This is a genomic window from Aureibaculum algae, from assembly GCF_006065315.1.
Lineage (GTDB): Bacteria > Bacteroidota > Bacteroidia > Flavobacteriales > Flavobacteriaceae > Aureibaculum > Aureibaculum algae.
Genome location: NZ_CP040749.1, coordinates 4,851,779 through 4,878,058, shown reverse-complemented (window position 1 = coordinate 4,878,058; position 26,280 = coordinate 4,851,779). Strand labels below are relative to the sequence as shown.

The following is a 26,280-nucleotide window of genomic DNA, read 5'->3' as shown; positions in this document are numbered from 1 at the left end:
GGGTAAATATACGGATTATTCGCGTCCAATATGAAAAATGGCATCTCCTCGGTTAATAATAGGAAAATAATTTATAGCTATTATATATCCAGTTAATGGAGCTTTTATTTTTACAGAAGTTTCTCCATAAGTATCTGTAATGTCTCCAATTATTTGACCCTTCTCTACTTTATCTCCATTATGGACAAAAGCGTTGAATAAACCCGCTATTCTTGCTCTAACCCATCGTCGTTTGGTTATAGGGATGCTCTTTTTAGCTTTGCGACTTGCCATAGGATTTGTTTTAATCATTTTTAAATGTTTTAAAATCCTTAATGTACCAGCCATACCTTCTTTTATGGAGTTTTCGTCGAATCTTAACGACTCACCACCTTCATAAACAATAATAGGTATACCTAGTTTTAGAGCTTCTTTTCTAAATGATTTATTTATCATTGCCGATGGAAAAAGAAACGGGGGACTAAATATTTCTGCTAATTTTTTGCTCTCTTCTGATGATTCTGTATATCGTATTTGAGGATAGTTGCTTCTTTGGGCTCCTCCTGTATGAAAATCGATGGCATAATCTACATTATTGGCAATTTCCCTTAAATGGAAATAGGCAATTCTACTAGCTAATGAACCCGTTTTCGTTCCTGGAAAACTTCTATTTACATCTTTTCCGTGTACATCTCTAGAGAAATGTAAAAATCCAAAAACACTGAGTAAAGGGACTACAATAACACAACCCCTTTCTAAATTAAAGTACTTATTTTCAAGCATTCTTCTGATGATCTCTATACTATTGGTCTCATCACCATGTAAACCGCCTTGAAGTAAAATAGTTGGACCTTCTTTTTTTCCGTTAAACACATATACAGGAATTTCAATAAGTGTACCGGTAGGCAATCTGTCAATAGAAAATTTGATTAAAACACTTTCTCCTAATCCAACTTTTTTACCTCTAATTTCTATGGTTTCGTTTTTGAATTTTTTCTCGAACATAATCTTCTGAAAATTTTATTATGTGGTATGCTACGTTTATTTGGGTGTATGCTTCTATGCCTTGTAGCCCCGGTGATGCATTTACTTCTAATAATAATGGGCCTTTTTTTGATCTAATAATGTCTACACCTGCAACAGGTAAACTTAAATACTTAGTAGCTCTTAAGGCTATATTTTTTTCTACCTCGGTTAAATTGGCAATTTCACCAGTGCCTCCTCGGTGTATATTAGACCTGAACTCGCCAATGGCACCTTTCCTTTTCATTGAGGCTACAATTTTGTTGCCTACAACAATTATTCTAATATCTTCTCCGTTAGATTCCTCAATATATTCTTGCAATAAAAAACTGGCATTCATGGTATAGAAGGTGTCCATTATTGATTTTGCTGATTTCTTAGATTCAGCAATAATAACACCCATACCTTGCGTACCTTCTTGTAACTTAATAATTACCGGAGGACCGCCTAATAATTCAATTTGCTCATTGATGTTTTTATGATTAATGGAAAAAACCGTTTGAGGAATAGGGATGTTTTTTCGATTCATAATTTGTAATGTACGGACCTTATTTTGTGCTCTTAAAATCCCTAATGAGCGAGCTGTGCTAAATACGCCATTCATTTCAAATTCTTTAACAATTGCTGCTCCGTGTCTGCTTACTGATGCCCCTATTCTGGGGATGATTATATCAGGTATATCCAGAATATTTTTACCTTCAAAAATTATTTGTGGCTTCCCTATACCTAATTTTACGGAGCATTCAGCATGATTAATTACCCTAACGTTATGCTTCAATTTTTTAGCTTCCTGCACTAATCTATGTGTGGAATAAATGTTTTCGCCAACAGAAAGGATAAAAATGTTCATGAATTTGGTTTAACGTAAAATGGTTTCAATTTCAATTTTATTTTCTAAGGTACGATGTACAGGACATCTATTGGCAATTTGAATTAATCGCTTGCGTTCATCGAAAGTAAGATCGCCGATTAATTCTATAGTTCGTACAAATTTATCAATTTTTGCTGGTTCTTCGTCACATGAAATACAATCTTCTGCGTGCTGTTTAAAATGTTCTAAATGGACTAAAACTTCATCTAATTCCATTTTTTTTCTATCGGCATACATTCTTAAGGTGATTGCAGTGCAAGAACCTAAACTTGCTAGTAGTAATTCATAAGGCGTTAAGCCTGAGTCTTTACCTCCAAATTTCTTGGGCTCATCAGCTAATATAGAATGATTTCTTGCTACAATTTCTGTACTATATTTGGTTTTACCTATTCTAACAACTGTTTGTTTGTCTGTGCTTAGTTCAGGTTCTTTAGTCGTTAATACATAACGTTTGGCCCAACTTGATAATACCTCAGCGACATAAAAGGAATCTGCCTTATTCGTTAATAAATGATTGGCACCATCTAGAGAAATAAAGCTTTTAGGATGATGTGCGGCTTTGTATATTTCTTTAGCATTAGAAATTTCAACAATTTTATCTTGAGGCGAATGTAACACCAATATGGGTTTTCTGGAGTTGTTTAACAACTTGGTCATATTTTTAGAATTCAAGTCTTCTAAAAAGTGCTTTTTTATTGTAAAAGGTCTTCCCGAAATTTCAAAAGTAGCTTCACCATCCAAATGAATGTTTTCTAGATGATCTTCAAATAAATGTTCTACATGCGATGGGTTTGAAGGAGCTCCAATAGTGACTATAGCTTGAATTGATTCTATTTTATCGGCAGCAAAAATCGCTGCTGCTCCCCCTAAAGAATGGCCCACAATTATCTTCGGTGAATCATAATTTTCTTTTAAATAAGTAGCTGCTGAAATAAGATCGTCAATGTTGGTTGAAAAATTAGAATCTTCAAATTTACCCTCGCTTTTACCCAATCCCGAAAAGTCAAATCGCATTACTGCAATTCTATTATGTGTCAAAGCTCTAGAAATATTTCGTACCGCTGTAAAATTCTGACTCCCTGTGAAAAAGTGAGCGAATAGAGCATAACTTAAAGGTTTCTTATCAATAGGAAAGTCGATATTTCCATCGAGTAGTAAGCCTTGTTTGTTTGTGAATTGTATGTTTTTGGTATACATATATTTAAAGTTGTTTTGAAGTATTGATTTTAAACTTATAAATGTAATGTTTTTATAATCATTCTAAATAAGAAAAAAAGACAGTAACTAATGTTACAGACAAAATGTAAATATTATCTTTGTTACTTATTAAAAAACCAAACCAATATGAGTGGATTTTTATCTTCTTCAATAGCACGAAAGTTTGCAATGGCATTATCTGCACTCTTTCTAATTATTTTCCTAATTATTCATTTAACTGTAAATTTAACCTCCGTTTTTAGTGAGGATGTATTTAATCAGTTGTCCCATTTTATGGGTACAAATCCGTTAATACAATTTGGATTGCAACCCGTTTTAATTATCGGGGTGATTTTTCATTTTGTAATGGGCTTTGTTTTAGAGATTAGAAATAAAGGTGCAAGAGACGTAAAGTATGTCAATTTTAAAGGTGCTGCTAACTCTACTTGGATGAGTAGAAATATGGTCTATAGTGGACTTGCAATTTTAGCATTTTTAGTCATACACTTTATCGATTTTTGGCTACCAGAAATGAATTATAAATACATTGAAGGTTTGCCAGCAGACTCAACAAGGTATTACGAGGAATTACAACATAAGTTTGTACCAATTTGGCGTGTTGCTGCCTATTCTGTAGCATTTGTGCTGCTAGCATTGCATTTGTTACACGGATTTCAATCGGCCTTTCAATCAATGGGTTTTAATAATAAATACTCCGGTTTTGTAAAAGCTTTAGGTAAATGGTATTCTATTATTATACCTGCTGGATTTATTTTTGTAACCTTATATCATCACTTTAACCATTAATCTTATACTATATTATGACGACTTTCAATTCAAAAGTACCAAAAGGTCCAATAAAAGATAAATGGACAGAGTATAAAAACCATATTGATTTAGTAAATCCTGCAAACAAAAGAAATATAGACATTATTGTTGTGGGTACAGGTCTTGCTGGTGGCTCTGCCGCAGCATCTTTAGCTGAATTAGGTTATAATGTAAAAGCATTTTGTTATCAAGATTCACCTCGTAGAGCTCACTCAATTGCAGCTCAAGGTGGTATCAATGCATCAAAAAATTATATGGGCGATGGTGATTCTGATTATCGTCTTTTTTATGACACCGTAAAAGGTGGAGATTACCGTTCTCGTGAAGCTAACGTTTATCGTTTGGCTGAGGTTTCTGGAAATATTATAGACCAATGTGTGGCACAAGGTGTTCCTTTTGCTCGTGATTATGGTGGGTTGTTAGACAACCGTTCGTTTGGTGGTGTATTAGTTTCAAGAACGTTTTATGCGAAAGGACAAACAGGACAACAACTTTTATTAGGTTGTTATTCTGCAATGAACCGTCAAATTGCTCGGGGTAAGATTGAAATGTACAATCGTCATGAAATGTTAGACGTTGTAAAAGTAGATGGTAAAGCTAGAGGTATTATTGCTCGTGATTTAATTACGGGTGCAATAGAACGTCATTCTGCTCATGCTGTTGTAATTGCAACGGGTGGTTACGGAAACGTTTATTTCTTATCTACCAATGCAATGGGTTCTAATGCTACTGCAGCTTGGAAAATACATAAAAAAGGAGCCTATTTTGCAAATCCTTGTTTTACACAAATTCACCCAACTTGTATTCCGCGTTCTGGAGATTATCAATCTAAATTAACATTGATGTCAGAATCATTACGTAATGATGGTAGAATTTGGGTTCCTGCAAGATTAGAAGATGCGAAAGCAATCCAACAAGGTAAATTAAAACCTACTGAAATTGCAGAAGAAAATAGAGATTATTATTTAGAAAGAAGGTATCCAGCGTTTGGTAATTTAGTACCACGTGATGTGGCTTCTAGAGCTGCTAAAGAGCGTTGTGATGCTGGTTATGGTGTAAATGCAACAGGTGAAGCTGTGTATTTAGATTTTGCTGCTGCTTTTCAACGTTATGGAAAAGAACAAGCTAAAATTCATGGAATTAAAAATCCTTCGAAAGAAGAAATTATAAAATTAGGACAGGGTATTATTGAAGAAAAGTACGGAAATTTATTCCAGATGTATGAAAAAATCATCGCTGAAAATCCGTATGAAACACCAATGATGATTTATCCAGCAACACACTATACAATGGGTGGTGTATGGGTTGATTATAATTTAATGACTACAGTACCAGGATTGTACTGTATTGGTGAAGCTAATTTCTCTGACCACGGTGCAAATAGATTGGGAGCTTCTGCTTTAATGCAAGGTTTGGCTGATGGATATTTTGTATTACCTTATACAATTGGAGATTACTTATCTGATGATATTCGAACTGGAGAAATTTCAACTGAATCTCCAGAATTTGAAGCTGCTGAAAAAGAAGTAAAAGATAAAATTGATTTCTTTATTAATAACGAAGGAACGCATTCCGTTGATCATTACCATAAAAAATTAGGATTGGTAATGTGGAACAAAGTGGGAATGGCACGTAATGAAAAACATTTAAAAGAAGCCATCAAAGAAATTCAAGATATTCGTGAAGATTTCTGGAAAAATGTAAAAGTTACGGGTAAAAATGAAGAGTTTAATCAAGAATTAGAAAAAGCAGGAAGAGTAGCTGATTTCTTAGAATTAGGAGAATTATTTGCTAAGGATGCTTTGAATAGAAATGAATCCTGTGGAGGACATTTCCGTGAAGAATATGTTACTGAAGATGGTGAAGCTTTACGTGATGATAAAAACTATGCTTATGTAGCTGCTTGGGAATATACAGGTAAGCCAAGTGAAGCAATTTTACATAAAGAAGAATTAGAGTTTAAAGATATTGAACTGAAGACGAGGTCATACAAATAAGATACATTATGAATTTAAAGTTAAAAATCTGGAGACAAAAAGACTCAAAAACCAAGGGTCAAATGGTCGAATATAAAGTAACTGACATCTCAGAACATATGTCGTTTTTAGAAATGATGGATGTATTAAATGAGCAACTTGTTGCTAAAAACGAGGAGCCTGTAGCTTTTGACCACGATTGTAGAGAGGGTATTTGCGGTATGTGTTCTTTACACATAAATGGAGAGGCTCATGGGCCTGATAGAGGAATTACTACTTGTCAGTTACATATGCGTATGTTTCATGATGGCGAAACAATAACAATTGAACCATGGAGAGCTAAAGCTTTTCCTGTTATAAAAGATTTAGTAGTTGATAGAACAGCCTTTGAACGTATTCAACAAGCCGGAGGTTATATTTCAGTAAATACTTCTGGAAACACTCAAGATGCAAATGGAATACCAATTTCTAAACATAATGCAGATAAAGCAATGGATGCCGCAGCTTGTATTGGTTGTGGAGCATGTGTAGCTAGTTGTAAAAATTCTAGTGCTATGTTATTTGTTGGAGCAAAAGTATCTCAGTTTGCATTATTACCACAAGGTAAAGTAGAAGCTACGGAGCGTGTTTTAAACATGGTAAAACAAATGGATGAAGAAGGCTTCGGAAATTGTACAAACACAGGAGCTTGTGAAGTTGAATGTCCAAAAGGGATTTCTTTAGAAAATATTGCAAGAATGAATCGAGAATATTTATCTGCTAGTATGAAAGGTTAATATTTTAAATTTAAAAAATTTTAAATACATAAATCCCAAATTCCAATTAAGGTTTTTGGGATTTTTCTTTTTGTCAAAATTGGGTAAATTATAAATTTTACTATTCTGTAACAAATGCTAACTTTCTACAACTAACTAAGTAACTAAATTAACAAATAACTTCATGATTAACGTCGAGAATATTACAAAGCAATATGCCTTAAGTAAAAAGCAACGCAAAGAATTACAAATCAATAGTACGTCAGTTGCTGCCGTCAATAATGTGAGTTTTATTTGTAAACCGGGTCGTGTGTTTTCATTATTAGGTCCAAATGGTGCTGGTAAAACAAGTTTGTTAAGAATGGTTTCTACAATTTTAAAACCATCGTCTGGTGATATTAAGGTAGATGGCGTAAGTGTTATTGACAATCCACAAGAAGTTAGAAGAAAAATAGGTTTTTTAACAGGTTCTACAAACCTTTATGATAGATTGACACCAGGTGAAATTGTAAAATATTTTGCTGATTTACACGGTATGGAGCGTTCTTTATTTAATGAACGTAAAGAAAATTTATTTGAACAATTAAACATTAATGAGTTCTCTAAAAAACGTATTGGGCAACTTTCTACAGGTATGAAACAAAAGGTTTCCATTGCAAGAAGTATGATTCATGATCCCAGTGTAGTTATTTTTGATGAACCTACCTCTGGATTAGATGTAATTACTGCCAATAGTATTATTGAACTCATCAGGCAATGTAAAAAAGATGGAAAAACGGTTATTTTCTCTTCTCATATCATGAGTGAAGTTGATCTCTTATGTGACGATCTTGCTATTATTGCTAAAGGAAATCTAATTTATAATGATACAATGGATGCTTACAGGAAACAATCTGAAGGTAAATCATTAATTGAAGCTTTTATAAACATTGTAAACCAAAACAACTAAACCTATGAAAACTATATTTACGGTTATAAAAAAAGAGCTTACAGATACCTTAAGAGATAGAAAAACATTAATTTCTGCTATTCTATTGCCCGCATTAGCAATGCCCTTGATCATATTGGGAGTTACAAAATTGCAAAAAAACTTAATGGATAAAGAGCAAAACAAACAACTCAAAGTAGCTTTGATTGGTGCACCTGAGAATATAGTTTCACAATTTAGTGATAGTACATTTTTAGTGGTAGAAAATGTAGCATTGGCTGGAGTTAACGATTCAATTGAAAATGGAAGTATTGATGCATTATTAGAATTCGACGCTAATTTTAACAAGAAGATTTCAACACTAAGCTCAGGTGGTTTAAAATTATATTATAAGTCAACCAATTTATTGGTGGAAAAAAGAATTAGAGAAAAACTTGATAATTATAAGGCTGTCATTATGAATGATAGAATTAAACAATTAAATATTTCATCTGAAACATTAGAGCCACTCTCAATTGTAAAAATTGATATTGCTTCATCAAAGGAGCAAATTGGAAAAATGATTGGAGGTTTTATCCCCTATATTTTTATTATCCTTTGTTTTACAGGTTGTATGTATCCTGCCTTAGATTTAATTACGGGCGAAAAAGAACGTGGTACTTTGGAAACCTTATTAACGGTACCTGCTTCACGGTTTAAAATACTTATTGGGAAAACCATTACCATTGCTTTAGTTGGTATTGCTGCCGCTATTATGGCTATTGCTGGTATGTTTATAAGTTTAAAATTTATTGATGACATACCGCAAGATTTTTTAAATGTAATTAATGATCTTTTAGGACTTAAATTTATTTTGATGTTGTTTGCGATGCTGATTCCGTTAAGTATCTTTTTTGCAGGGTTATTGTCTGCTATTGTGGTTAGAGCAAGTAGTTTTAAAGAAGCACAAAGTTATGTTACACCTTTGACGTTTGTTATTATTATACCCGCTATGATTGCTTTAATGCCGGGCGTAGAACTTACTTGGCAAACGGCATGGATACCTATCTTAAACATTGCTTTAGCCACTAAGGAAATTATAGCGGGTACTATTCAATCATCTCAGTATTTGGCCGTAGTTGGTTCACTAATTTTGTTGGCTGTATTGGCAGTATTCTTTAGCCTGAAGCAATTCTCAAAAGAAACTATGGTACTGAAGTAACTAGTTATAGTTTATTTAAGTAGAATAATTAAAAATTTGTAATTGTCAAGTTAAATATTCTAAAAGAATTGTCTTTAGAAAATAGTGCTAGCATCAATTGAGTCTATATTTATAAGTTTAAATGGTGAGCCCTCTCATTCATATGATAGTATAGAGATAAATATTCCTTATTTTTGAGCGAAGAACTTAAAAAACTCAATCTTATGAACTTACGAATCTTTTTTTATGTAGTAGTGTTTTTATTTATGTTGTCAGGCTGTAAATCACAATCTAATACATCTAATACTGTTGTAGATGATTCAAGGTCATCAATTGGATTTTCTAAAGATTCGTTATTGCATCATATAGAAATTTTGTCCTCAGATGCTTATGAAGGTCGGAGAACGGGTTCAGAGGGTTCCTTAAAGGCAAGAAATTATATTACTTCCAAATTTAAGCAACTCGGTGTATTGCCATTGTCAAAAAGCTACAATCAATCATTTTCTTTTACGGGTAGAAGAGATAGCATAAGCTATAATGGTGTAAATCTTTTAGGTGTTATTAAGGGTGTTAAAAATCCTGATAAATACATTGTAATTTCTGCTCATTACGATCATTTAGGAATTAGAGATGGTGTTATTTTTAATGGAGCTGATGATGATGCCTCGGGTACTAGTGCATTGTTTAGTTTTGCGGAATACTTTAAGAAAAACCCACCCGAACATTCTGTTATTTTAGCTGCTTTTGATGCCGAAGAAATGGGACTTCAAGGATCAAAATACTATGTTGATCATCCAATAATTGCAAAAGAAAATATATTGGTAAATCTTAATATGGATATGATCAGTAGAAGTAATAAAGATGAACTTTATGTAGTTGGCACACGGTTTTATGAAAATCTAAAACCCGCAATTACAGAAGCCAAACTTCCAGAAGGTTTTAAATTATTGATTGGTCATGACGGTTCTGACACTGCTCAAAATTGGACAAATTCATCTGACCATGGATCGTTTCATAAAAAAGAAATTCCGTTTTTATATTTTGGGGTAGAAGACCATAAAGATTATCACAAAGAAACAGATGAATTTGCAAATATTCATCCTAAATTTTATTCAAATGCTGTTCAAGTAATAATTTCTGTTTTTGATTATTTGGATGGCAGTTTATAAAGGATATTCAGCTTTTAAAATCGACTCATTATTCCATTTTTAATGCTTCCAAGCTATAAAATTTAAAATTTTGCTCATCATTCATTGCCACAAATAATCCCATTTTAAATTTACCATTTAGGTTCACAGTGACAACCTCGCATCCATCGGTTTCTAAAGTACCTAAATTCAACGATTTTATAAAAGTATTATCACTTCTTTTAAAGAAATTAAATGAATGATTTTGTTGGTTTGAAACAATGAGATATCCTTTATCGTTCTCGTAAGTTGCAATGGCTATACCTTCTATGTCATCCTTAAAATGATTACCTCCAAAAATGGCAATTTCATCATTTCCTGCTTTTGGATTGGCATGATATTTTCTTATGCCAACAGCCTCATCAGAATAATATACATAACCTAATTTATCATCAATAGCAATGGCCTCAATTTCTTTTGTACCACTAAATTTTCCAAATTTTCGAAGAAATTTAGCTCTTATTCCTGTTGAGTCAGAAATAAATTCATATTGATATAAATAACCTTCCTTAGGCCCTTTTTTTCTGCTAATGATTGCTGATATTACACCTGATTCAGGATCATTATAAAGAGCAATTCCCATTGGGCGTTTCATTTGCTCGTTGGTTTCATCTTCAAATACTTTAAAGCCCCCATTATCTAATGCTTTCATATCAGGAACTGAAAAAAGTCTTATTTGATGTTTTTCTCGTTCAGTGAATACTAAAATATCAATTGAAGTTGAGTCATTCAATTTAAAATCATATTCAATATCAACATTATTAGGATAACTAATATTAGTTATACTTTTTTCTTTTATAATTTTGCCATTTAAATCAAAAGCATAGACCCCTCCATTTACTTCATCTTTATCAGTACCAAAAACGATACTTTTGGATGGATCTTTTTTGTTTATCCATATTGCAGGATCATCACTGTCATGAGGGATTTTTTCTGTAATTACGTTAGGTGCTATTACTGGTAATTGTTTTTTACATGATGTAATAACAAGAGCACAACAAATTATTATAAGTTTATTCATTATTTTTTGCCTTTAAATAGGTCATATTTTAATCCAAATGTTAATCGTTTCTCGTAATATTCCATTTGCATGGTTCTACCTTTAGTGCCTTGGAAATATCGTAATGGTTGATTAGAAATATTATTGAGTTTAGCATAAATAGTTAAGCTTTTACCTAATGATATATTAGCGTTTATATCTAAAAACAATTGCTCATCATAATATCTGTCTTCAAAAGCATTGCCTCCAATTTCATCTATATAGGCATCGGAATAATTTGCAGATAAACGTAAACTAAATTTAGTACCTGAATAGCCGATTGAGCCGTTAAACATATTAGGTGAAGTCTGAGGTAAATCTAAGTCTTTACGCTCTTCACCGTCTTCATTAAAAATACCATCCGCCTTTGAATTTAGATAGGTGTAATTAAGATATATACTAATATTTTTCGCAAAACCAGGTAGGAAATCTAAGCGACGTTGAATCGAAAATTCAGCTCCGAATACGGAAGCTCCATTTCCATTTAAGGGTTGGTAAACTTCATATCCATCTTCATTTTCTGTTTGTCTAGTATAAACAAAATCTTTAATGTCTTTATAAAATAAACCTCCAGAAATGATACCTACAGATTTAAAATAATGTTCTGCCATAAAATCAAAATTCATCGAAGTTGTAGGATTTAATTCCGAATTCCCTAAGAAAATTTCTTCATCTTCATTATTAATTTCTTGATATGGTACTAAGTCTACATAATTTGGACGTGCTAGGGTGTTTGTCCAAGCTAGGCGAAAAACTGTATTGTCAGACATGTTATATTTAAAATGAACTCCTGGAAGGATATTTGTATAATTATTTTCATCTTTTAGGACTTTTATTCCATCAATATCTCCATCTTGATTAAAAGTTAATTCATTCCCTTCACTTTTAATTGATGTATGTTCTAATCGAATACCAGCTAAAATACTGAACTTATCTGATAATTTTTGGTCTATCATTCCATAACCTGCATATACATTCTCGTCAACATCAAAGTTAGCAGTGCTATACTCTTCAGGTAAATCTTCTGCTTCAAAAAGAGATGTATCATTAAGGTCTAAACCACCTAAAAAGGCGGTTGAAGCAAAGGTGCCTATTCTATATTGGCTACCTGCAAGAAAATTAGAATTAGTGTAGTCAATTGTTTCAACCATGCCTAATTCATCTAACATACCTGATTCATCGCTATATTCAATAAAATCATTATCTCTGTTTTTGTTTTTTAATCTGGTTTTTATACCAAATTTTAAAGATCCGTTTTGATCGTTGATGAGATGTAAAGGTAATTTTGCGTTTACTAGTAAGTTGATGTCTTTTTCTTCCGTAAATTGATTTTCTTGGGTCAATTCATTTAAAGTGAAAATAGAATAGTCAGCATCTGAAGTGTTTGTAGGCGTGTAAGCTGGTTTATCTTCATTAGTATTGAAAGCAATTTCGTATTCGCTTTCAAATTCCAAATAGCGTTCATTTAAACGTTCTTCAGAAGCTTTTGCAAATGATGCCATCCAGTCAAGCTCTAAATTGCCTAATAAATGATCTCCACCTAAGCTAAAGTTAAACATACGCTGATCTTCCAAGCGTTTATTTTTGTTTCGGTTATTATCAATACCTCCTTTTGTTTGCCGTTTCGCTTCTACAGGAAAACGGGTTAAATTACCGCTGGCATCTACAGAAAAATCATTTAATGAAATATCTTCACCATCGAGAATTTCTTGCTCTAATCGCAAGCGATTCTCACGGTCGTCTCTCCAGTTGTAAATGGATTTAAAATAAATGTTATTATTTTTATTTAACTTATAATCAACGTTGGCAGAAAAACTTCTACGAATTCGTTGTACTCTATATTCTCTTATTTCAGAGACATTAGCATATGGATTTACATCAACTTCTTCTAGAATGTCATCACCATCGGCATCTTTAACTCCAGTGTTATATTCAAATTCATCAGTCCACTCCGCTTCAACATTATGACTTCCAAAATCGTTATCATTAATTGATGCAGAGAGCATCCACCCAAATTTATCATTTTTAGAACGATCTCCAACCAAGAAGGATCCGTTTAAAATGCGTTTGTTATTGATGAAATTTAATCCTGATCCAATAGTTGTTGACAATCTAAAACTTTGTGGAGATGTTCTGGTAATTAAGTTTACAGAACCACCTAAAGCATCAGCATCCATATCTGGGGTTACGGCTTTATTAACCTCTATACTTTGTATCATATCGGATGGAATTAAATCCATTTGAACATTTCTATTATCACCTTCTGCAGAAGGAATCCTACTTCCATTTAGGGTTACAGAATTCAATTGTGGCGATAGTCCTCTTATTATAATGTTTCTAGCTTCACCTTGATCTACCTGCATTGTAATTCCAGGAATACGTTTAACTGCATCTCCAATATTAGCGTCTGGAAAACTTCCAATTTGGTCAGTAGATACAATGTTGGTAATATTACTTTTATTCTTCTGCGTATTTAGTGCTCTAGCTTGACTGCCGATACCGTAGCCTTTAACAACAACTTCATCTAAGTTGGTATTTTGAGATTTTATGGTTATGTTGACTGATGTTGTATGTGTAGCAGTTATAGTAACTTCTTTTTCTGAATCTTCAAAACCTAGATATTTTACAAGTAATTTGTAGGTACCTTCAGGAATGTCTACGATTGTAAACTTTCCATCAAAATCAGATACAGCACCTTTCCTATATTCTTCAATTACTATCGATGCACCTGGAATTGAAACTCCATTTTCATCGGAAATAATTCCTTTTAAATTTCCTTTCTGTGCAAATCCAACAAAACTTATTGTAATGAGTAATAAAAAAGTAAAAATGTATTTCATATTCTCTGTGTTATTTTATCCATCAAAAGAATAAAATAGATAATAGAATACGTTTAAGATAATTTAAAGATTTAGTTAAATAATTGCGACGCAACCCTGTTTGGAAACATTATAAAAACAATTCGTTAACAATTTTTTAAAGGAACTAAAAAGGTCATATTTATTTGAAGTGTAAAATTGTAATTTCAAGGCCAAAGTTTATGTATTAAGTCTTTATCACTTTTTTAGAAGTTATGGCTCCTGTTTCCGTTTTGATGATGAGGTAATATGCACCATTCGCAATATTAGTTACGTTTATCTTATTTTCTCCTAGGTCCATAATACCTTTTAAAATAATTTGTCCATTGGCGTTAACTAGTGTGTAATTTGCGTTATCAGAAATAGAGATATTAAGTTCACTTTGAACAGGGTTTGGATATATTCTCAACTTATCGAGGTCAAAATCAGTTGTGCTCAGCGGATTACAATTTAAACTAAACGTAACTTGAGTATCAACATTTAGCCAATTTACAGTAGAATAGCTTGGGTCATCTACGGTTACACAATCTAAATCAGAATTATTCTGAGCAAAGAAGCGGTTTATATTTGCATTGGCACCACTTTTAATATTTAAACTTGATAATTGATTATTTGAACAATTAAACATTCTCAACACCGTATTTTGGCTGAGATCTAAACTTTTAATTTCATTGTTGTAACAGTATAATTGTACCAAATTAGTGTTTTGACTTACATCTAAATTGGTAAGTTGATTTCTAAAACAATCTAAAAGTATAAGCTCCTTATTTTGACTAACATCTAATTCAGTGAGTTGATTGCTGTAACAGTATAGGTTTTTCAAAGCAACATTCTTACTTACATCTAAGCTGGTGAGGTTATTAAAAGCACAGAAAAGAAAAGTTAATGCTGTATTTTGAGTTACGTCTAAACCCTGCAATTGATTTCTGTAACACTGTAAATTGGTCAAAAGCACATTTTGACTTATATTTAAATTTAACAGCTGGTTCTGGTAGCAATAAAACGTTACTAATGCTGTGTTTTGTCTTAGATCTAAATGAGATATATTATTCTTAGAACAATCCAACCAATTTAGAAGTACATTTTTATTAATATTTATGTCTACCAATTGATTACTAGAACAAATTAACTTCGTCAATTGGGTATTTTCGCTGAAATCTAAATTTGTTAAATTGTTAGAGGCACAGGAAAGATTAATAAGGGCTACAAAATCTTGAATACCTGTAAGATCAGAAATGTTTTTATTTGAAACATTTAAAGAGGTAACAGTTTTTATATTGTCCGTTGGTACTGTACCGTCTATGACTCCAGTATCATAACCTAAGTCTATTAAAGCTTGTTCAAATTTACGATCTGGTATCGTTGTGTTTTGAGCAAAAGAATTGCTTATAACCAAAAACAATACGAGTACAAGTACCTTTGTTGCTTTTGTTAGTGTTTTCTTTTGAGGTTTGATAAACATTAAAATTGTAACGGGGTTATTTATTTTTGTTTAGGGTGCACTAATTTCATTTCATTAATTAAATGTTTTGCTCCAGCATATTTATCAACTATAAAAAGGACGTAACGGAGGTCTACCATAATGTTCCTACAAATTTCTGGGTCATAATAATAATCACTCATGGTACCTTCCCAAACACGATCAAAATTTAAGCCTACTAAGTTTCCTTCAGCATCAATTGCAGGGCTTCCGGAATTACCACCTGTAGTATGGTTTGTGCCTAAAAAGCAAATGGGAACTTTACCATTACTATCGGCATACTGACCATAATCTTTATTTTTATATAATTCTTGTAATTTTTGAGGTACATCAAACTCATAATCACCTGGAACATACTTTTCAATAACACCATCTAGATAAGTAACAGGTTCGTAATATACAGCATCTCTAGGTTCATACCCTTTTACTTGTCCATAAGTAACTCGCAATGTACTATTTGCATCTGGAAAATACCTTTGATTTGGTAAAACTTCCATTTGAGCTTGCATATATTCTTTCTGATAGGCATTTATTTCAGTATTAATTCGTTGATACTCTGGATCAATTTTCGAGTAAAATTCAACAATAAATGGCTTTGCATATTGGTAAGCGGCATCTGCATTCAGTTTTTTTACCACGTCATTAGCACTTCCTTCTAAAACTTCTAGTGCTTTATCTACATTGGTAAAACTGGTTTTGTCATAAATAGAAGCATCAATGTTATCAGTATAAAAAGGCATAATAGCCTCAAAAATGCCCTTGTCAACACCAACATTATAATTTTTGTGAACACTTTTTACGCTGGAAATCATAGAATTTCTAGCCTTTTCAAAACCTTTTTTGTTTTGATTTGCAACAGCTTCAAGCTGCGTTAACCTAAACATCATTTGCATTAATTCATTGTTACGTATAAATGCTTCTGAAAAATTTGAACGTTTCACTGCATATGGTTCAATTTCGGCATATAATTTTTCAAATTTAGCCAATAAATTTCCGTACTTACTTTCTAGTTGTTTTGCTTTTACTGCTTTGGTAAATTCAGATTCAAAATTTTGTCGTTTTGCAACGGCATTACTTTTTTTAAGACCTAGATTTTCACCTATCCATTTTTTCCATGAATTGGCAATTCTTGCTTGTTTCGAAGCGTATTGAATCCTGATTTTATCGTCACTTTTCATTGCTGCATCAATAACCTTTAAGGCAGCCTCGCGTATGGCAATATTACTCGGGTTTATCTTTTCTACTGTTTGTGCAATGGCAACTGCTGGTAAGTATTCATCAGTACTTCCAGGGAAACCAAAAACCATTGTAAAATCACCTTCGGCAACACCATCAAGTGAAATAGGTAAAAAGTGTTTTGATTTATAAGGAACATTATCTTTAGAATAGGAAGCTGGACGATTATTTTTATCTGCATAAATTCTAAACATTGAGAAATCTCCGGTATGTCTTGGCCAAACCCAATTGTCAGTATCTGAACCAAATTTACCAATACTTGTAGGTGGTGCACCAACTAATCTTATATCTTCAAAGCGTTCCGTTACAAAAAGAAAATACTGATTTCCTTGAAAAAACGATTTTACTTTTGTGTCTTGCCAAGCTTCTTTTTTTGCCTTTTTTTGGATGGCGTTACTGTTTTTATCTGTTAAGGATTGCTTTTCTTTTTCAGACATAACATCCGTTACGCCATTTAATATGGCATCGGTTACATCTTCAATACGAACAATAAACTCTACATAAAGCCCCTCATTAGGTAATTCTTCTGACAAGTTCATAGCCCAAAAACCATCCTTTAAATAATCATTTTCTAAGGAAGAATGTGACTGTATTTGACTAAATCCACAATGGTGATTGGTTAATAATAATCCTTGTGGTGAAATAACTTCACTTGTACAGCCACCATTAAAATGACCAATGGCGTCTTTTAAACTTGAATTATTAACATCATAAATATCCTTTGCTGATAGTTTACTACCAAGTGCTTGCATTTCCTGCTCATTCATACCTTCAAGTAAAGAAGGAATCCACATACCACCTTGTTGAGCAGAAAGTTGTATTGATATTAAAAATACTAGTATTTTAAAAAATTTCATTGCCATTGTTTTAAATTCAATCAAAGATAAAAAAAAGTCAGTTCATTAATTAATGAATTTACTATATTATGCCTTAAAATGTAATATGCAAATTAACTCTAAGTTGCCAAGTCTAAAAACGACCATATTTACGATAATGAATACCTTGGCAAAAGAACATAATGCTATAAATCTTTCACAGGGTTTTCCTGATTTTGATACAGATTCAAAATTATTAAATTTAGTCACAAAAGCAATGCATTCAGGTTACAATCAATACGCACCAATGGCAGGTGTTTTTGAACTTAGTGAGCAAATTGCTAAGAAAATGAATAGGTTATACGGAGCAAAATACCATCCAGACACTGAAATTACGGTAACTGTTGGTGCTACACAAGCCATTTTTACAATTATAGCCTCTTTTATTCGTAAAGATGACGAAGTTCTCATCTTTAAACCTGCTTATGATTGTTACGAACCGGCAATTGAGTTACATAATGGTAAGCCCATTTATGTGCAATTAAAAGCTCCTACTTATAAAATTAATTGGCAAGAAGTAAAGGAGAAAATTACTGCGAAAACCAAAATGATAATTATTAATACTCCGCATAATCCGAGTGGATCTCTATGGAGTAGTATGGATATGTTGGCACTTGAAAAGTTAGTAAAAGACACTAATATTATTGTTTTAAGTGACGAGGTTTACGAGCATATTATTTTTGATGAATTGGACCATCAAAGTGCTTGTAAGTATTCGCATTTAAAAGAGCGAACTTTTGTGGTTGGATCGTTTGGTAAAACATTTCACAATACGGGCTGGAAAATAGGGTATTGTGCGGCTCCTGCTGATTTGATGAACGAGTTTAGAAAAGTACATCAGTTTAATGTTTTCTGTGCGAATCATCCCATGCAAATAGCTTTTGCAGAATATTTGAAGGTAGATAGTCATTATAGAAATCTATCTCCGTTTTATCAAGATAAACGCGATTTGTTTTTGAATGAGATCAAAGATTCTAGGTTTAAATTTATACCTTCAAAAGGCACCTATTTTCAACTGTTAGATTATAGTGCCATAAGTGATGAAGGTGATATAGATTTCGTTAAAAGATTAGCAATAGAATATAAAATAGCAGCAATACCAGTTTCCGTTTTTAATTCAGATAATATGGATCAAAAAATGATTCGATTTTGCTTTGCAAAAAAGGATGAAACGTTAAAAATGGCGACAAATATTTTAACTAAAATATAAATATAGTACTTTACTATTTTAAGTAACTTTGTATAAACAAATATTTAAAAACATACACTTATGAAACATGTTAAATTATTTATTACACTGTCATTATTAGTAATGGTGACATTTGTATCAGCTCAAAAAATAGAATACCAAGGAAAGGAATATAAAATAAAGAAAGATTTAATCTTTTTAGATGGGGTGGACGTAACGCCTAATTTAACGGTCTCTGAACAAACAGCTATTAAAGATGCATTAAAGAATAAAGTAGCCTTAGAAAAAGCGGAGAAAGAGCAGAAAAAAGCGGAGAAAAAGCAAAAAGAGGCAGAAAAAGCGGAGAAAAAAGCGGAGAAAAAGCAAAAAAAGGCTGAAAAAGCGGTTAAAAAAAGAGAGAAAGCAGAAAGTAACTTAGAAAAAGGTCAAAAAAAGCTAAAAAAGGATACTGCGAAATACGAGAAGTTAAAAGTTGATGGTAAATTATCGCCGCAGGATGAAGAAAAATGGCTTAAAAAGTTAGATAAGCAAAAGGAGAATATTGAAAAAGCACAAAAGAAATTAAGAAAGATGTAAATCTTTTAAATTATAAATAAATTACTGCGTAATCTTCATGCGAATTTTACGCAGTGTATTTTTAACGTATGACTAACGAGCTTAAAATTGCCATTGTTCAAACCGATTTGGCTTGGGAAGACCGAGAGCAAAATAAGCTAAATTTGACTTCACGTATTGAAAGTATTTCTGAAGAGATCGATTTAATTATTCTACCAGAAATGTTTACTTCAGGCTTTACCATGCAGCCAGCAAATGTATCGGAAACCATGACTGGTAAAACGATAGACTGGTTAACGAAGGTGGCTAAAAAAAAGAATACTGCAATTTCAGGCAGTATTGTTATTGAAGAAGACCAAAAATATTATAATCGGTTGTTATTTGTTTATCCTAATGGTGAACTAAAAACATATGATAAAAGACATACGTTTACATTGGCAGGTGAGAACAAACTATATACAGCAGGTACTGAAAAATTAATAGTAGACTATAAAGGATGGAAAATTTGTCCAATGGTGTGTTACGATCTTCGCTTTCCTGTTTGGGCTAGAAATACAGAGGATTATGACTTGTTGTTTTATGTTGCCAATTGGCCTAAACCTAGAATAGAAGCATGGCATACTTTACTGAAAGCACGAGCTATAGAAAATATGAGTTACTGTATTGGTGTAAATAGAATTGGAACCGATAATAACAACTATGAGTACACAGGTAACTCTATTGCTTTTGACGCCTTAGGGATGCAAATATCTAAAATACAGCCCTATGAAAACACTACAGAAGTTATAACACTTTCAAAACAAAAACTCGTTAGCACTAGAGATAAATTTAAATTTTTAGAAGACAGGGATGTGTTCAGGATTGATTAAAAATAAATAATTTTTCTCTCCAACCTTATATTTGAGAGAACCATTGACCCCAAGGAATTCTACTCAAAATAAATAGTAATCCCAATCCGTAAAAAATAGCAATTGTTTTAAACTTAGCCTTATCAGAAGTTTGTTTTTTATGTTTAGACCAGCCAATTGTGATAAATACAATACCTATTATCATCATTAACGGATGCTCTACACTTAATAAACGTAAACCAGGGTTTCCCATCGCTTCACTCATGCCAACTTCTTTTATGGCTTTATAAGACGGAGACATAAAATACCACCCTAGGCCAATAAGTAATTGAATATGTGTAACTATTAAAGTAAACAAAGAAATGCGTAAATCTTTGTCTTTAAACTCCTTGTTTTGAGTTAAACCTATGATAGCATTAATGGTTGCTATAACTAATAAGGCTAATACTAAATAAGCCCAATAAGAGTGAATTATTTTCATCATGTCGTTTGATATTTGAGTTAAAACAAAAGTAGTAAATATTAAGCATAAAAAACCCTGCATTATGCAGGGTTTTTCAATTTTATAATTTATGAAGAAGGTCGAATTAGAAATTAAACCTTACAGAAGCATTCCATGTTCTTCCCCATCCAAAATAAACTCTGTTTCCAGTACTAATACCTTTCCAAGTAGGATCTCCAGAACGTACTTGATAATTGGTGTCAGACTCAGAAATATAAACTTTATCTCCCAAGTTGTTTACATTTACTCTAAAATTCAATGAATTTTTATCATTATTGAATTTCCAGTTGTAAGACATACCTGCATCAACTAAAGAATAGCTTGGTAATTTCAAAGCACTGTTTCCTTCACTTGCAAAATCAGTAGCACTAAAATCTGCATATAATTTATCGTTATATGATTGAGATATATCAAATTTTAAACCCTCTATGATTTCATATCTTAAGCCTAATCTAGCAGTAAATTGAGCAGCATCTCCAACTTTAACACCATCTAAATACAAATCAACGTCACCTAAGTAATTTTGATCCTCATCATAAGCTTTACCTGAAGCTGTTCCATTATACTGCCAGTCACCTATGGAAGTCATTACTTGAATATCTAATTTACCAAATCTAGCTTTAGCTTCTAATTCAATACCCATGTGTACTTGTTCAACACCATTGATATTTGCATTACCTCTTACATCATCTCTATCATCATTTGGTGTGTTGTTTACATCAAAAACTTCAGAAGTTGATTCAAATCTATCAGCCCATGATGTTCTGTATAAATTAAGATTTAAAGAATAATTTTCTGAACGGAAACCGTATCCAACTTCAAGACCGATAACTTGTTCATTTTCGTAATCTTCGTTTACATCATTGTTGTAATCAGGAAAAATAGCATCAAAGTTTGGTTGTTTTGAATAATATCCTGCATTAGCAAAGATATTATGTTGCTCATTAATATTCCAGTTGATACCACCTTTAATATTTCCACCTAAGATTGTTTCCCAGTCAGATTCTTGTGCAGGATCGTCATCTGTATATGTAAAATAATCAATTCTTTTAAATGATTGACTTGATACGGCAGCCTGAACAAATGCAGAAATAGTACCATTGGTATATTCTATTTGACTAAATACACCTCCCCAATTTACTTTACCATCATTATAGTAATCTATTTGTTGTTCATCTTCTGGATTTGCGAAAACATTCCATAAATTGGCAATCGTTGGAGCATATGTTTCAGTAATTGCTACACCATTAGGGAAATTTGCGTTATCATAATCTACATAACCAGCAGATCCTAAATTGTCTACTAATCTTCTGTAATGAATTCCTTTATATGTTCTAAGATCAACACCAAAATCCAATGTTAAATTTTCATTTAATTTAGTATTATAATTAGATATAACTCCGAACCAGTTATGAGAGTTCATTGATGATCTTTGAGAGATACCATTATCACTTCCATATTTTCCTTCACCTCCAACACTAGAAGGGTGTCCGTTATCTCCGGTGTTTGTAAATGCACCATCAATAGGAGTACGTCTAATAGGGTCTCCATAAGCTGCATTTGCAAAATCAGGTACATCTTGACCAGAGTTCCAAGAAATAATATCATCAAACCTAATTTGACCATTTGCATCATCAAGTCTGTCTGCGTAAGAGGCGTTCCCGTTTATTCTACCTATAGCACCGATAGAACCACCACGTGCTAAACTTGCATATAATACAGTAGAAACTTTAGAAGCTTCTGATAATTTTAAATCCCAGTTTAAAGAAACTACAGGTTTATGATAGAAATTACCTGCAAAAGTTTCCGTTTCACCGTTTCTGTAACCCCATCCACTATTGTATTTTATATTAGGTTCACCATATTCTCCGTATTTTTGATAAACACTTAATGGTTCTGCATAACTTCTTTGAAAGTGCTGTTGAGGAGCTCCAGTAATAGTTAACTGAAAGTCATTATTTTCATTAGGTTTGTAACCCAATGCTAAATAGTAATTGTATCCTTCATATTCAGTTCCATCAACATAACCATCACCTGTTTTTCTACCTACTAAAGCCGAAACAGACAAGCCATTATCTAATCTTCCAGTGTTGTAAGATACCATGGTGTTTATTGAGTTGTCATGACCATATGATCCTGTAATAGAACCACCTTCAGATTTGTCTGAAGCTCTTGTTAAAATGTTTATTGTACCACCAACTGACGAAATAGCCAATTTTGATGAACCTAAACCTCTTTGAACTTGCATTGCAGAAGTAACGTCTGATAAACCAGCCCAGTTAGACCAATATACCCAGCCATTTTCCATATCGTTAACGGGCATACCATTAACCATAACAGCTGTATTTCGTTGATCAAAACCACGAATGTTGATTCTTGAATCTCCATAACCTCCACCTTGTTTTGTAGCATAAACTGAAGGTGTTGAACTTAAAATTTCTGGAAATTCTTTGGTTCCTAAAGATTCTTGAATCTCCAATGCTTTAATTGTAGAAACCGCAACAGGAGTTTGTCTTTCTTTAGCAATATCAGCAACTCCTACAAGTATAACTTCATCTAAGGCATTGTCTGAAGTTAATGTAATTGTTCCTAAATCTTTAGTTTCACCTGATGCAACAGTAAATTTTACTGTTTTATTTGAGAAACCAACAAAAGAAAGTACAATTGATCCTGAACCTCCTTTAACGTTTAACGAAAATTTTCCGTCAAAATCTGTTGTAGTACCATTAGTAGTTCCCTTTTCCAAAATATTGGCTCCAGGTAAAGGCCCTGATTCATCTTGAACAGTACCTGTAATGGTTTGTGCATAAATTGCTGATGACATTACAAAAAACAATAACATCAAACATAATTGAGTAATTTTTTTCATGTGCGTAAATTGAATTAGTTTTAAATTTTACCGTGCAAAAATAATGTTTTTAAAACAATTGCAACTTTAAGAAAACATTAACTTTTCAACCGTTTATAAAGTGTTGTTGATAAATGTTTGGTGTATGGATGCCCTTTTTATCGATAGTTATATTTTTTAAGATAATTATTATCTATTTATTGTATTTTCAATATAAATATTATTGAACTTACATTTCTTCATTTTAAGCAGTTTATATTAATTATTTTAAAAAATAAATATAAATGATTGTTAGTAATTGATAATTCTACTTTACATTTGCATTGTCTCAATAAAGGGGTGCCTAATATCGGCTGAGATTATACCCATTGAACCTAGAACAGATAATGCTGTTTAGGGAAGTTGACAATAAAAGCGTGATTTGTGCTTTTTATTGTTCATGTGAAGTTATGGCTTCAAAAAAATCAATTATATAAACTGAAGAATAATTGCCTCTTTTTATTCGATTAATTATTTAAAACTATACTTAATCGTATGAAAAATTTATTTCTATTCGCATTTCTTTTTGTGCTGTCGTTTTATGCTTACGGGCAAGAATTTACCGTTTCGGGTAACGTTCTTGATCAAAATGAACAGCCCTTACCAGGCACAACCGTATTAATTAAAGACACAAAAAGTGGTACTGCCACTGATCTTAAAGGTTTTTATAAATTAAAGCTGAGTAAAGGTCAGTATACGTTGGTTTTTAGTTTTATGGGGCAGTCTATTTCAAAATCATTTTATCTCTATGCAGATAAAGAACTAGACATAAAAATTTCCGAAAATCCAAAGTTACTAGACGAAGTATTGGTAAAAGCGGTACGCGTTGATGCTACATCTCCGATAACGCATTCAAATCTTGAGAAAGTAGAAATTGAGAAACGTAATTTAGGTCAAGACATTCCTATTTTAATGAATTATATGCCTTCAGTAGTAACCACTAGTGATGCTGGTGCTGGTATTGGTTACACTGGTATTCGAGTGCGTGGTGTTAGTGCACAATCCACTAACATTACTATTAATGGCATTCCTTATAATGACCAAGAGTCTTTAGGTACTTTTTGGGTTAATTTGCCTGACTTTTCTTCGTCAGTAGAAAATTTACAATTACAACGTGGTGTGGGTACCTCTACAAATGGATCTGGTGCATTTGGTGCAAGTATAAATGTGTTAACAGATGCAATTTCTGAGAGTGCAAATGGTGAAATTTCTAATTCTTTTGGAAGTTTTAATACCCGTAAACATACCGTAAAATTTAGTACAGGTTTGCTGAATGATCATATTGAATTTGCAGGACGTTTATCGCAGATTAAATCTGATGGCTATGTTGATAGAGCTCAGGCCAATTTAAAATCTTACTTTTTACAAGCAGCCTATGTAGATGATAATACATTATTAAAAGCGGTAGTTTTTGGTGGGCATGAAAACACTTATTTAGCTTGGAACGGAATAGAAGATTTAGATGTTTTAGAGAATAATAGAACCTATAACATATCAGGAAGCTACATGGATGTTAATGGAAATCCACAATTTTATGAAAATGAAGTTGACGATTATAAGCAAGACCATTTTCAATTGCATTGGAACCAGCATATAACTAATAACTGGTCAACAAACATTGGACTTAATTACACCTACGGACGAGGTTATTATGAACAATACAAGGAAGAGGAGAGTTTTTCTGATTATGGTTTGGCTGAAATTAATGTTGGTGCTACGGTTATTGATGAAACAGATTTGGTTAGACGTAAATGGTTAGATAATGATTTTTACGTGGCAAATGCTTCTGTAAATTATAAAAAGGATAATTTAAATATTACGGCAGGAGGTTCATATAGTTACTATGATGGAGATCATTTTGGTAAAGTGATTTGGGCTCAATTTTCTGGTGATAATTCAATTAATCATCGTTATTATGATGGTAATGGAACTAAAAAAGATTTTAGTTTATTTACAAAAGCTACTTATAAATTAAATGACAAATTCAGTCTCTTTGGTGATTTGCAATTGCGAATGGTAGATTATGAAACATCTGGATTAAACTCTGATAGAGTTCCTTTAGTTATTGATAAAAATTATAACTTTTTTAACCCGAAAGCGGGGGTTACTTATTTTTTAAATCCAGAAAATAATCTATATTTTTCCTATGCAAGAGCTAATAGAGAGCCTAATAAAGATGATTTTGAAGCCAATGCGAATGTTAAGCCAGAACAATTAAATGATTTCGAATTAGGCTGGAGGTATGATAAAGGAAATATAAAAGTAAATAGTAATATATACTATATGCTTTATAATGAGCAGTTGGTTTTAACAGGAGCCCTGGACGATGTAGGTTCACCTATTAGAGCAAATAGTGGAGAGAGTTACCGTTTGGGACTAGAAATTGACGCACAAATTCAATTTTTAGATCAATTTGCTATTCAACCTGCAGTTGCATTAAGTACTAATAAAAATATTAAATATAAGACGCAATTGGATGGAGAATTAGTGAATTTAGGGAAAACAAATATTTCTTTTTCACCAGATATTGTGGCTTCAAATGCTTTTGTATATAGACCCTTAAATAATTTACAAATCTCTTTTTTAAGTAAATATATTGGTCAACAGTACATGGGGAATACGGATTCAGATACATCGAAGTTAGATAGCTACTTTGTAAGTGATTTTAATTTATTTTATGAACTGAAACCTAAAAGTATATTCAAGTCTATTGTATTTTCAGCTTTGGTAAATAATATTTTTAACAAAAAGTATGTTTCTAATGGCTATTATTATACGTATGATGATACTTGGTCAGTCCCAAATCAGACCACAACTATAGAGGGAGCAGGATATTATCCGCAGGCAACTACTAACTTTTTGGTAGGGGTTACATTAAAATTCTAGG

At 32.4% G+C, this 26,280-nt stretch carries 19 protein-coding genes; 10 read left to right on the top strand and 9 right to left on the bottom strand.

Going from position 1 to position 26,280, the window contains the following annotated elements:
• Nucleotides 1-15: 15 nt before the first annotated feature.
• From FF125_RS20575 to FF125_RS20565, 3 genes are read right to left on the bottom strand one after another with little or no spacing between them, the layout of a single operon-like run.
• Nucleotides 16-984 (bottom strand): succinylglutamate desuccinylase/aspartoacylase family protein, encoded by a 969-nt coding sequence (locus FF125_RS20575; RefSeq protein WP_138951948.1) that lies wholly within the window; start codon nucleotides 982-984, stop codon nucleotides 16-18.
• Nucleotides 944-1,852, bottom strand: a complete 909-nt coding sequence (locus tag FF125_RS20570) for a RimK family alpha-L-glutamate ligase (RefSeq protein ID WP_138951946.1) — start codon at nucleotides 1,850-1,852, stop codon at nucleotides 944-946. The genes FF125_RS20575 and FF125_RS20570 overlap by 41 nt, the downstream gene beginning before the upstream one ends.
• Before the next feature lie 9 nt (nucleotides 1,853-1,861).
• On the bottom strand, nucleotides 1,862-3,070 hold the full coding sequence (locus FF125_RS20565) for a bifunctional alpha/beta hydrolase/OsmC family protein (protein ID WP_138951944.1): 1,209 nt from the start codon (nucleotides 3,068-3,070) through the stop codon (nucleotides 1,862-1,864).
• A gap of 147 nt (nucleotides 3,071-3,217) precedes the next feature.
• Between FF125_RS20565 and FF125_RS20560 the strand changes: the two genes are divergently transcribed.
• The 6 genes from FF125_RS20560 (at nucleotide 3,218) to FF125_RS20535 (ending at nucleotide 9,906) form a co-directional block, all read left to right on the top strand.
• Nucleotides 3,218-3,877 carry a succinate dehydrogenase cytochrome b subunit gene (locus FF125_RS20560; RefSeq protein ID WP_138951942.1) on the top strand — a complete coding sequence of 220 codons (660 nt, stop codon included), beginning with the start codon at nucleotides 3,218-3,220 and terminating at the stop codon, nucleotides 3,875-3,877.
• Between the two features lie 14 nt (nucleotides 3,878-3,891).
• Nucleotides 3,892-5,895, top strand: coding sequence for a fumarate reductase/succinate dehydrogenase flavoprotein subunit (locus tag FF125_RS20555; protein ID WP_138951940.1), 2,004 nt, complete (start codon nucleotides 3,892-3,894; stop codon nucleotides 5,893-5,895).
• A gap of 8 nt (nucleotides 5,896-5,903) precedes the next feature.
• The gene (locus FF125_RS20550; protein ID WP_138951938.1) at nucleotides 5,904-6,650 is read left to right on the top strand and encodes a succinate dehydrogenase/fumarate reductase iron-sulfur subunit; all 747 of its coding nucleotides are present in this window, start codon (nucleotides 5,904-5,906) and stop codon (nucleotides 6,648-6,650) included.
• A gap of 163 nt (nucleotides 6,651-6,813) precedes the next feature.
• On the top strand, nucleotides 6,814-7,578 hold the full coding sequence (locus tag FF125_RS20545; protein ID WP_138951936.1) for an ABC transporter ATP-binding protein: 765 nt from the start codon (nucleotides 6,814-6,816) through the stop codon (nucleotides 7,576-7,578).
• 4 nt (nucleotides 7,579-7,582) lie between these two features.
• Nucleotides 7,583-8,758 (top strand): ABC transporter permease, encoded by a 1,176-nt coding sequence (locus FF125_RS20540; protein WP_138951934.1) that lies wholly within the window; start codon nucleotides 7,583-7,585, stop codon nucleotides 8,756-8,758.
• 203 nt (nucleotides 8,759-8,961) lie between these two features.
• A complete protein-coding gene (locus FF125_RS20535; RefSeq protein WP_250629642.1) occupies nucleotides 8,962-9,906 on the top strand; it encodes a M28 family peptidase in 945 nt (314 codons plus the stop codon).
• A gap of 28 nt (nucleotides 9,907-9,934) precedes the next feature.
• On the opposite strand, the gene FF125_RS20530 is transcribed toward FF125_RS20535, so the two are convergent.
• The 4 genes from FF125_RS20530 to FF125_RS20515 form a co-directional block, all read right to left on the bottom strand.
• Nucleotides 9,935-10,945 carry a phytase gene (locus tag FF125_RS20530; RefSeq protein WP_138951932.1) on the bottom strand — a complete coding sequence of 337 codons (1,011 nt, stop codon included), beginning with the start codon at nucleotides 10,943-10,945 and terminating at the stop codon, nucleotides 9,935-9,937.
• Entirely contained in the window at nucleotides 10,945-13,803 is a 2,859-nt protein-coding gene (locus tag FF125_RS20525; protein WP_138951930.1) for a TonB-dependent receptor, read from the bottom strand. Before FF125_RS20525 ends, FF125_RS20530 begins: the two co-directional genes overlap by 1 nt.
• A 205-nt stretch (nucleotides 13,804-14,008) precedes the next feature.
• Nucleotides 14,009-15,283, bottom strand: a complete 1,275-nt coding sequence (locus FF125_RS20520) for a leucine-rich repeat domain-containing protein (protein ID WP_138951928.1) — start codon at nucleotides 15,281-15,283, stop codon at nucleotides 14,009-14,011.
• 20 nt (nucleotides 15,284-15,303) lie between these two features.
• Nucleotides 15,304-17,394, bottom strand: a complete 2,091-nt coding sequence (locus FF125_RS20515; protein WP_138951926.1) for a S46 family peptidase — start codon at nucleotides 17,392-17,394, stop codon at nucleotides 15,304-15,306.
• Between the two features lie 52 nt (nucleotides 17,395-17,446).
• Between FF125_RS20515 and FF125_RS20510 the strand changes: the two genes are divergently transcribed.
• From FF125_RS20510 to FF125_RS20500, 3 genes are all read left to right on the top strand, one after another.
• Entirely contained in the window at nucleotides 17,447-18,622 is a 1,176-nt protein-coding gene (locus FF125_RS20510; RefSeq protein ID WP_394344116.1) for a methionine aminotransferase, read from the top strand.
• A 60-nt stretch (nucleotides 18,623-18,682) separates the two neighbouring features.
• Nucleotides 18,683-19,177: a hypothetical protein gene (locus FF125_RS20505; protein WP_138951925.1), complete on the top strand. Its 495-nt coding sequence runs from the start codon at nucleotides 18,683-18,685 to the stop codon at nucleotides 19,175-19,177.
• A gap of 68 nt (nucleotides 19,178-19,245) precedes the next feature.
• The gene (locus FF125_RS20500; RefSeq protein ID WP_138951924.1) at nucleotides 19,246-20,025 is read left to right on the top strand and encodes an amidohydrolase; all 780 of its coding nucleotides are present in this window, start codon (nucleotides 19,246-19,248) and stop codon (nucleotides 20,023-20,025) included.
• A 25-nt stretch (nucleotides 20,026-20,050) separates the two neighbouring features.
• Here FF125_RS20500 and FF125_RS20495 read toward each other — a convergent pair whose 3' ends face one another.
• Together FF125_RS20495 and FF125_RS20490 are read right to left on the bottom strand one after the other, a co-directional pair.
• Complete coding sequence (locus FF125_RS20495; protein WP_138952663.1) at nucleotides 20,051-20,485, bottom strand: hypothetical protein; 435 nt, start codon at nucleotides 20,483-20,485, stop codon at nucleotides 20,051-20,053.
• A 106-nt stretch (nucleotides 20,486-20,591) separates the two neighbouring features.
• Nucleotides 20,592-23,375, bottom strand: coding sequence for a TonB-dependent receptor (locus FF125_RS20490; RefSeq protein WP_138951923.1), 2,784 nt, complete (start codon nucleotides 23,373-23,375; stop codon nucleotides 20,592-20,594).
• A gap of 513 nt (nucleotides 23,376-23,888) precedes the next feature.
• On the opposite strand from FF125_RS20490, the gene FF125_RS20485 reads away from it, so the two are divergent.
• Nucleotides 23,889-26,279: a TonB-dependent receptor gene (locus FF125_RS20485; protein WP_138951922.1), complete on the top strand. Its 2,391-nt coding sequence runs from the start codon at nucleotides 23,889-23,891 to the stop codon at nucleotides 26,277-26,279.
• Nucleotide 26,280: the final 1 nt, after the last annotated feature.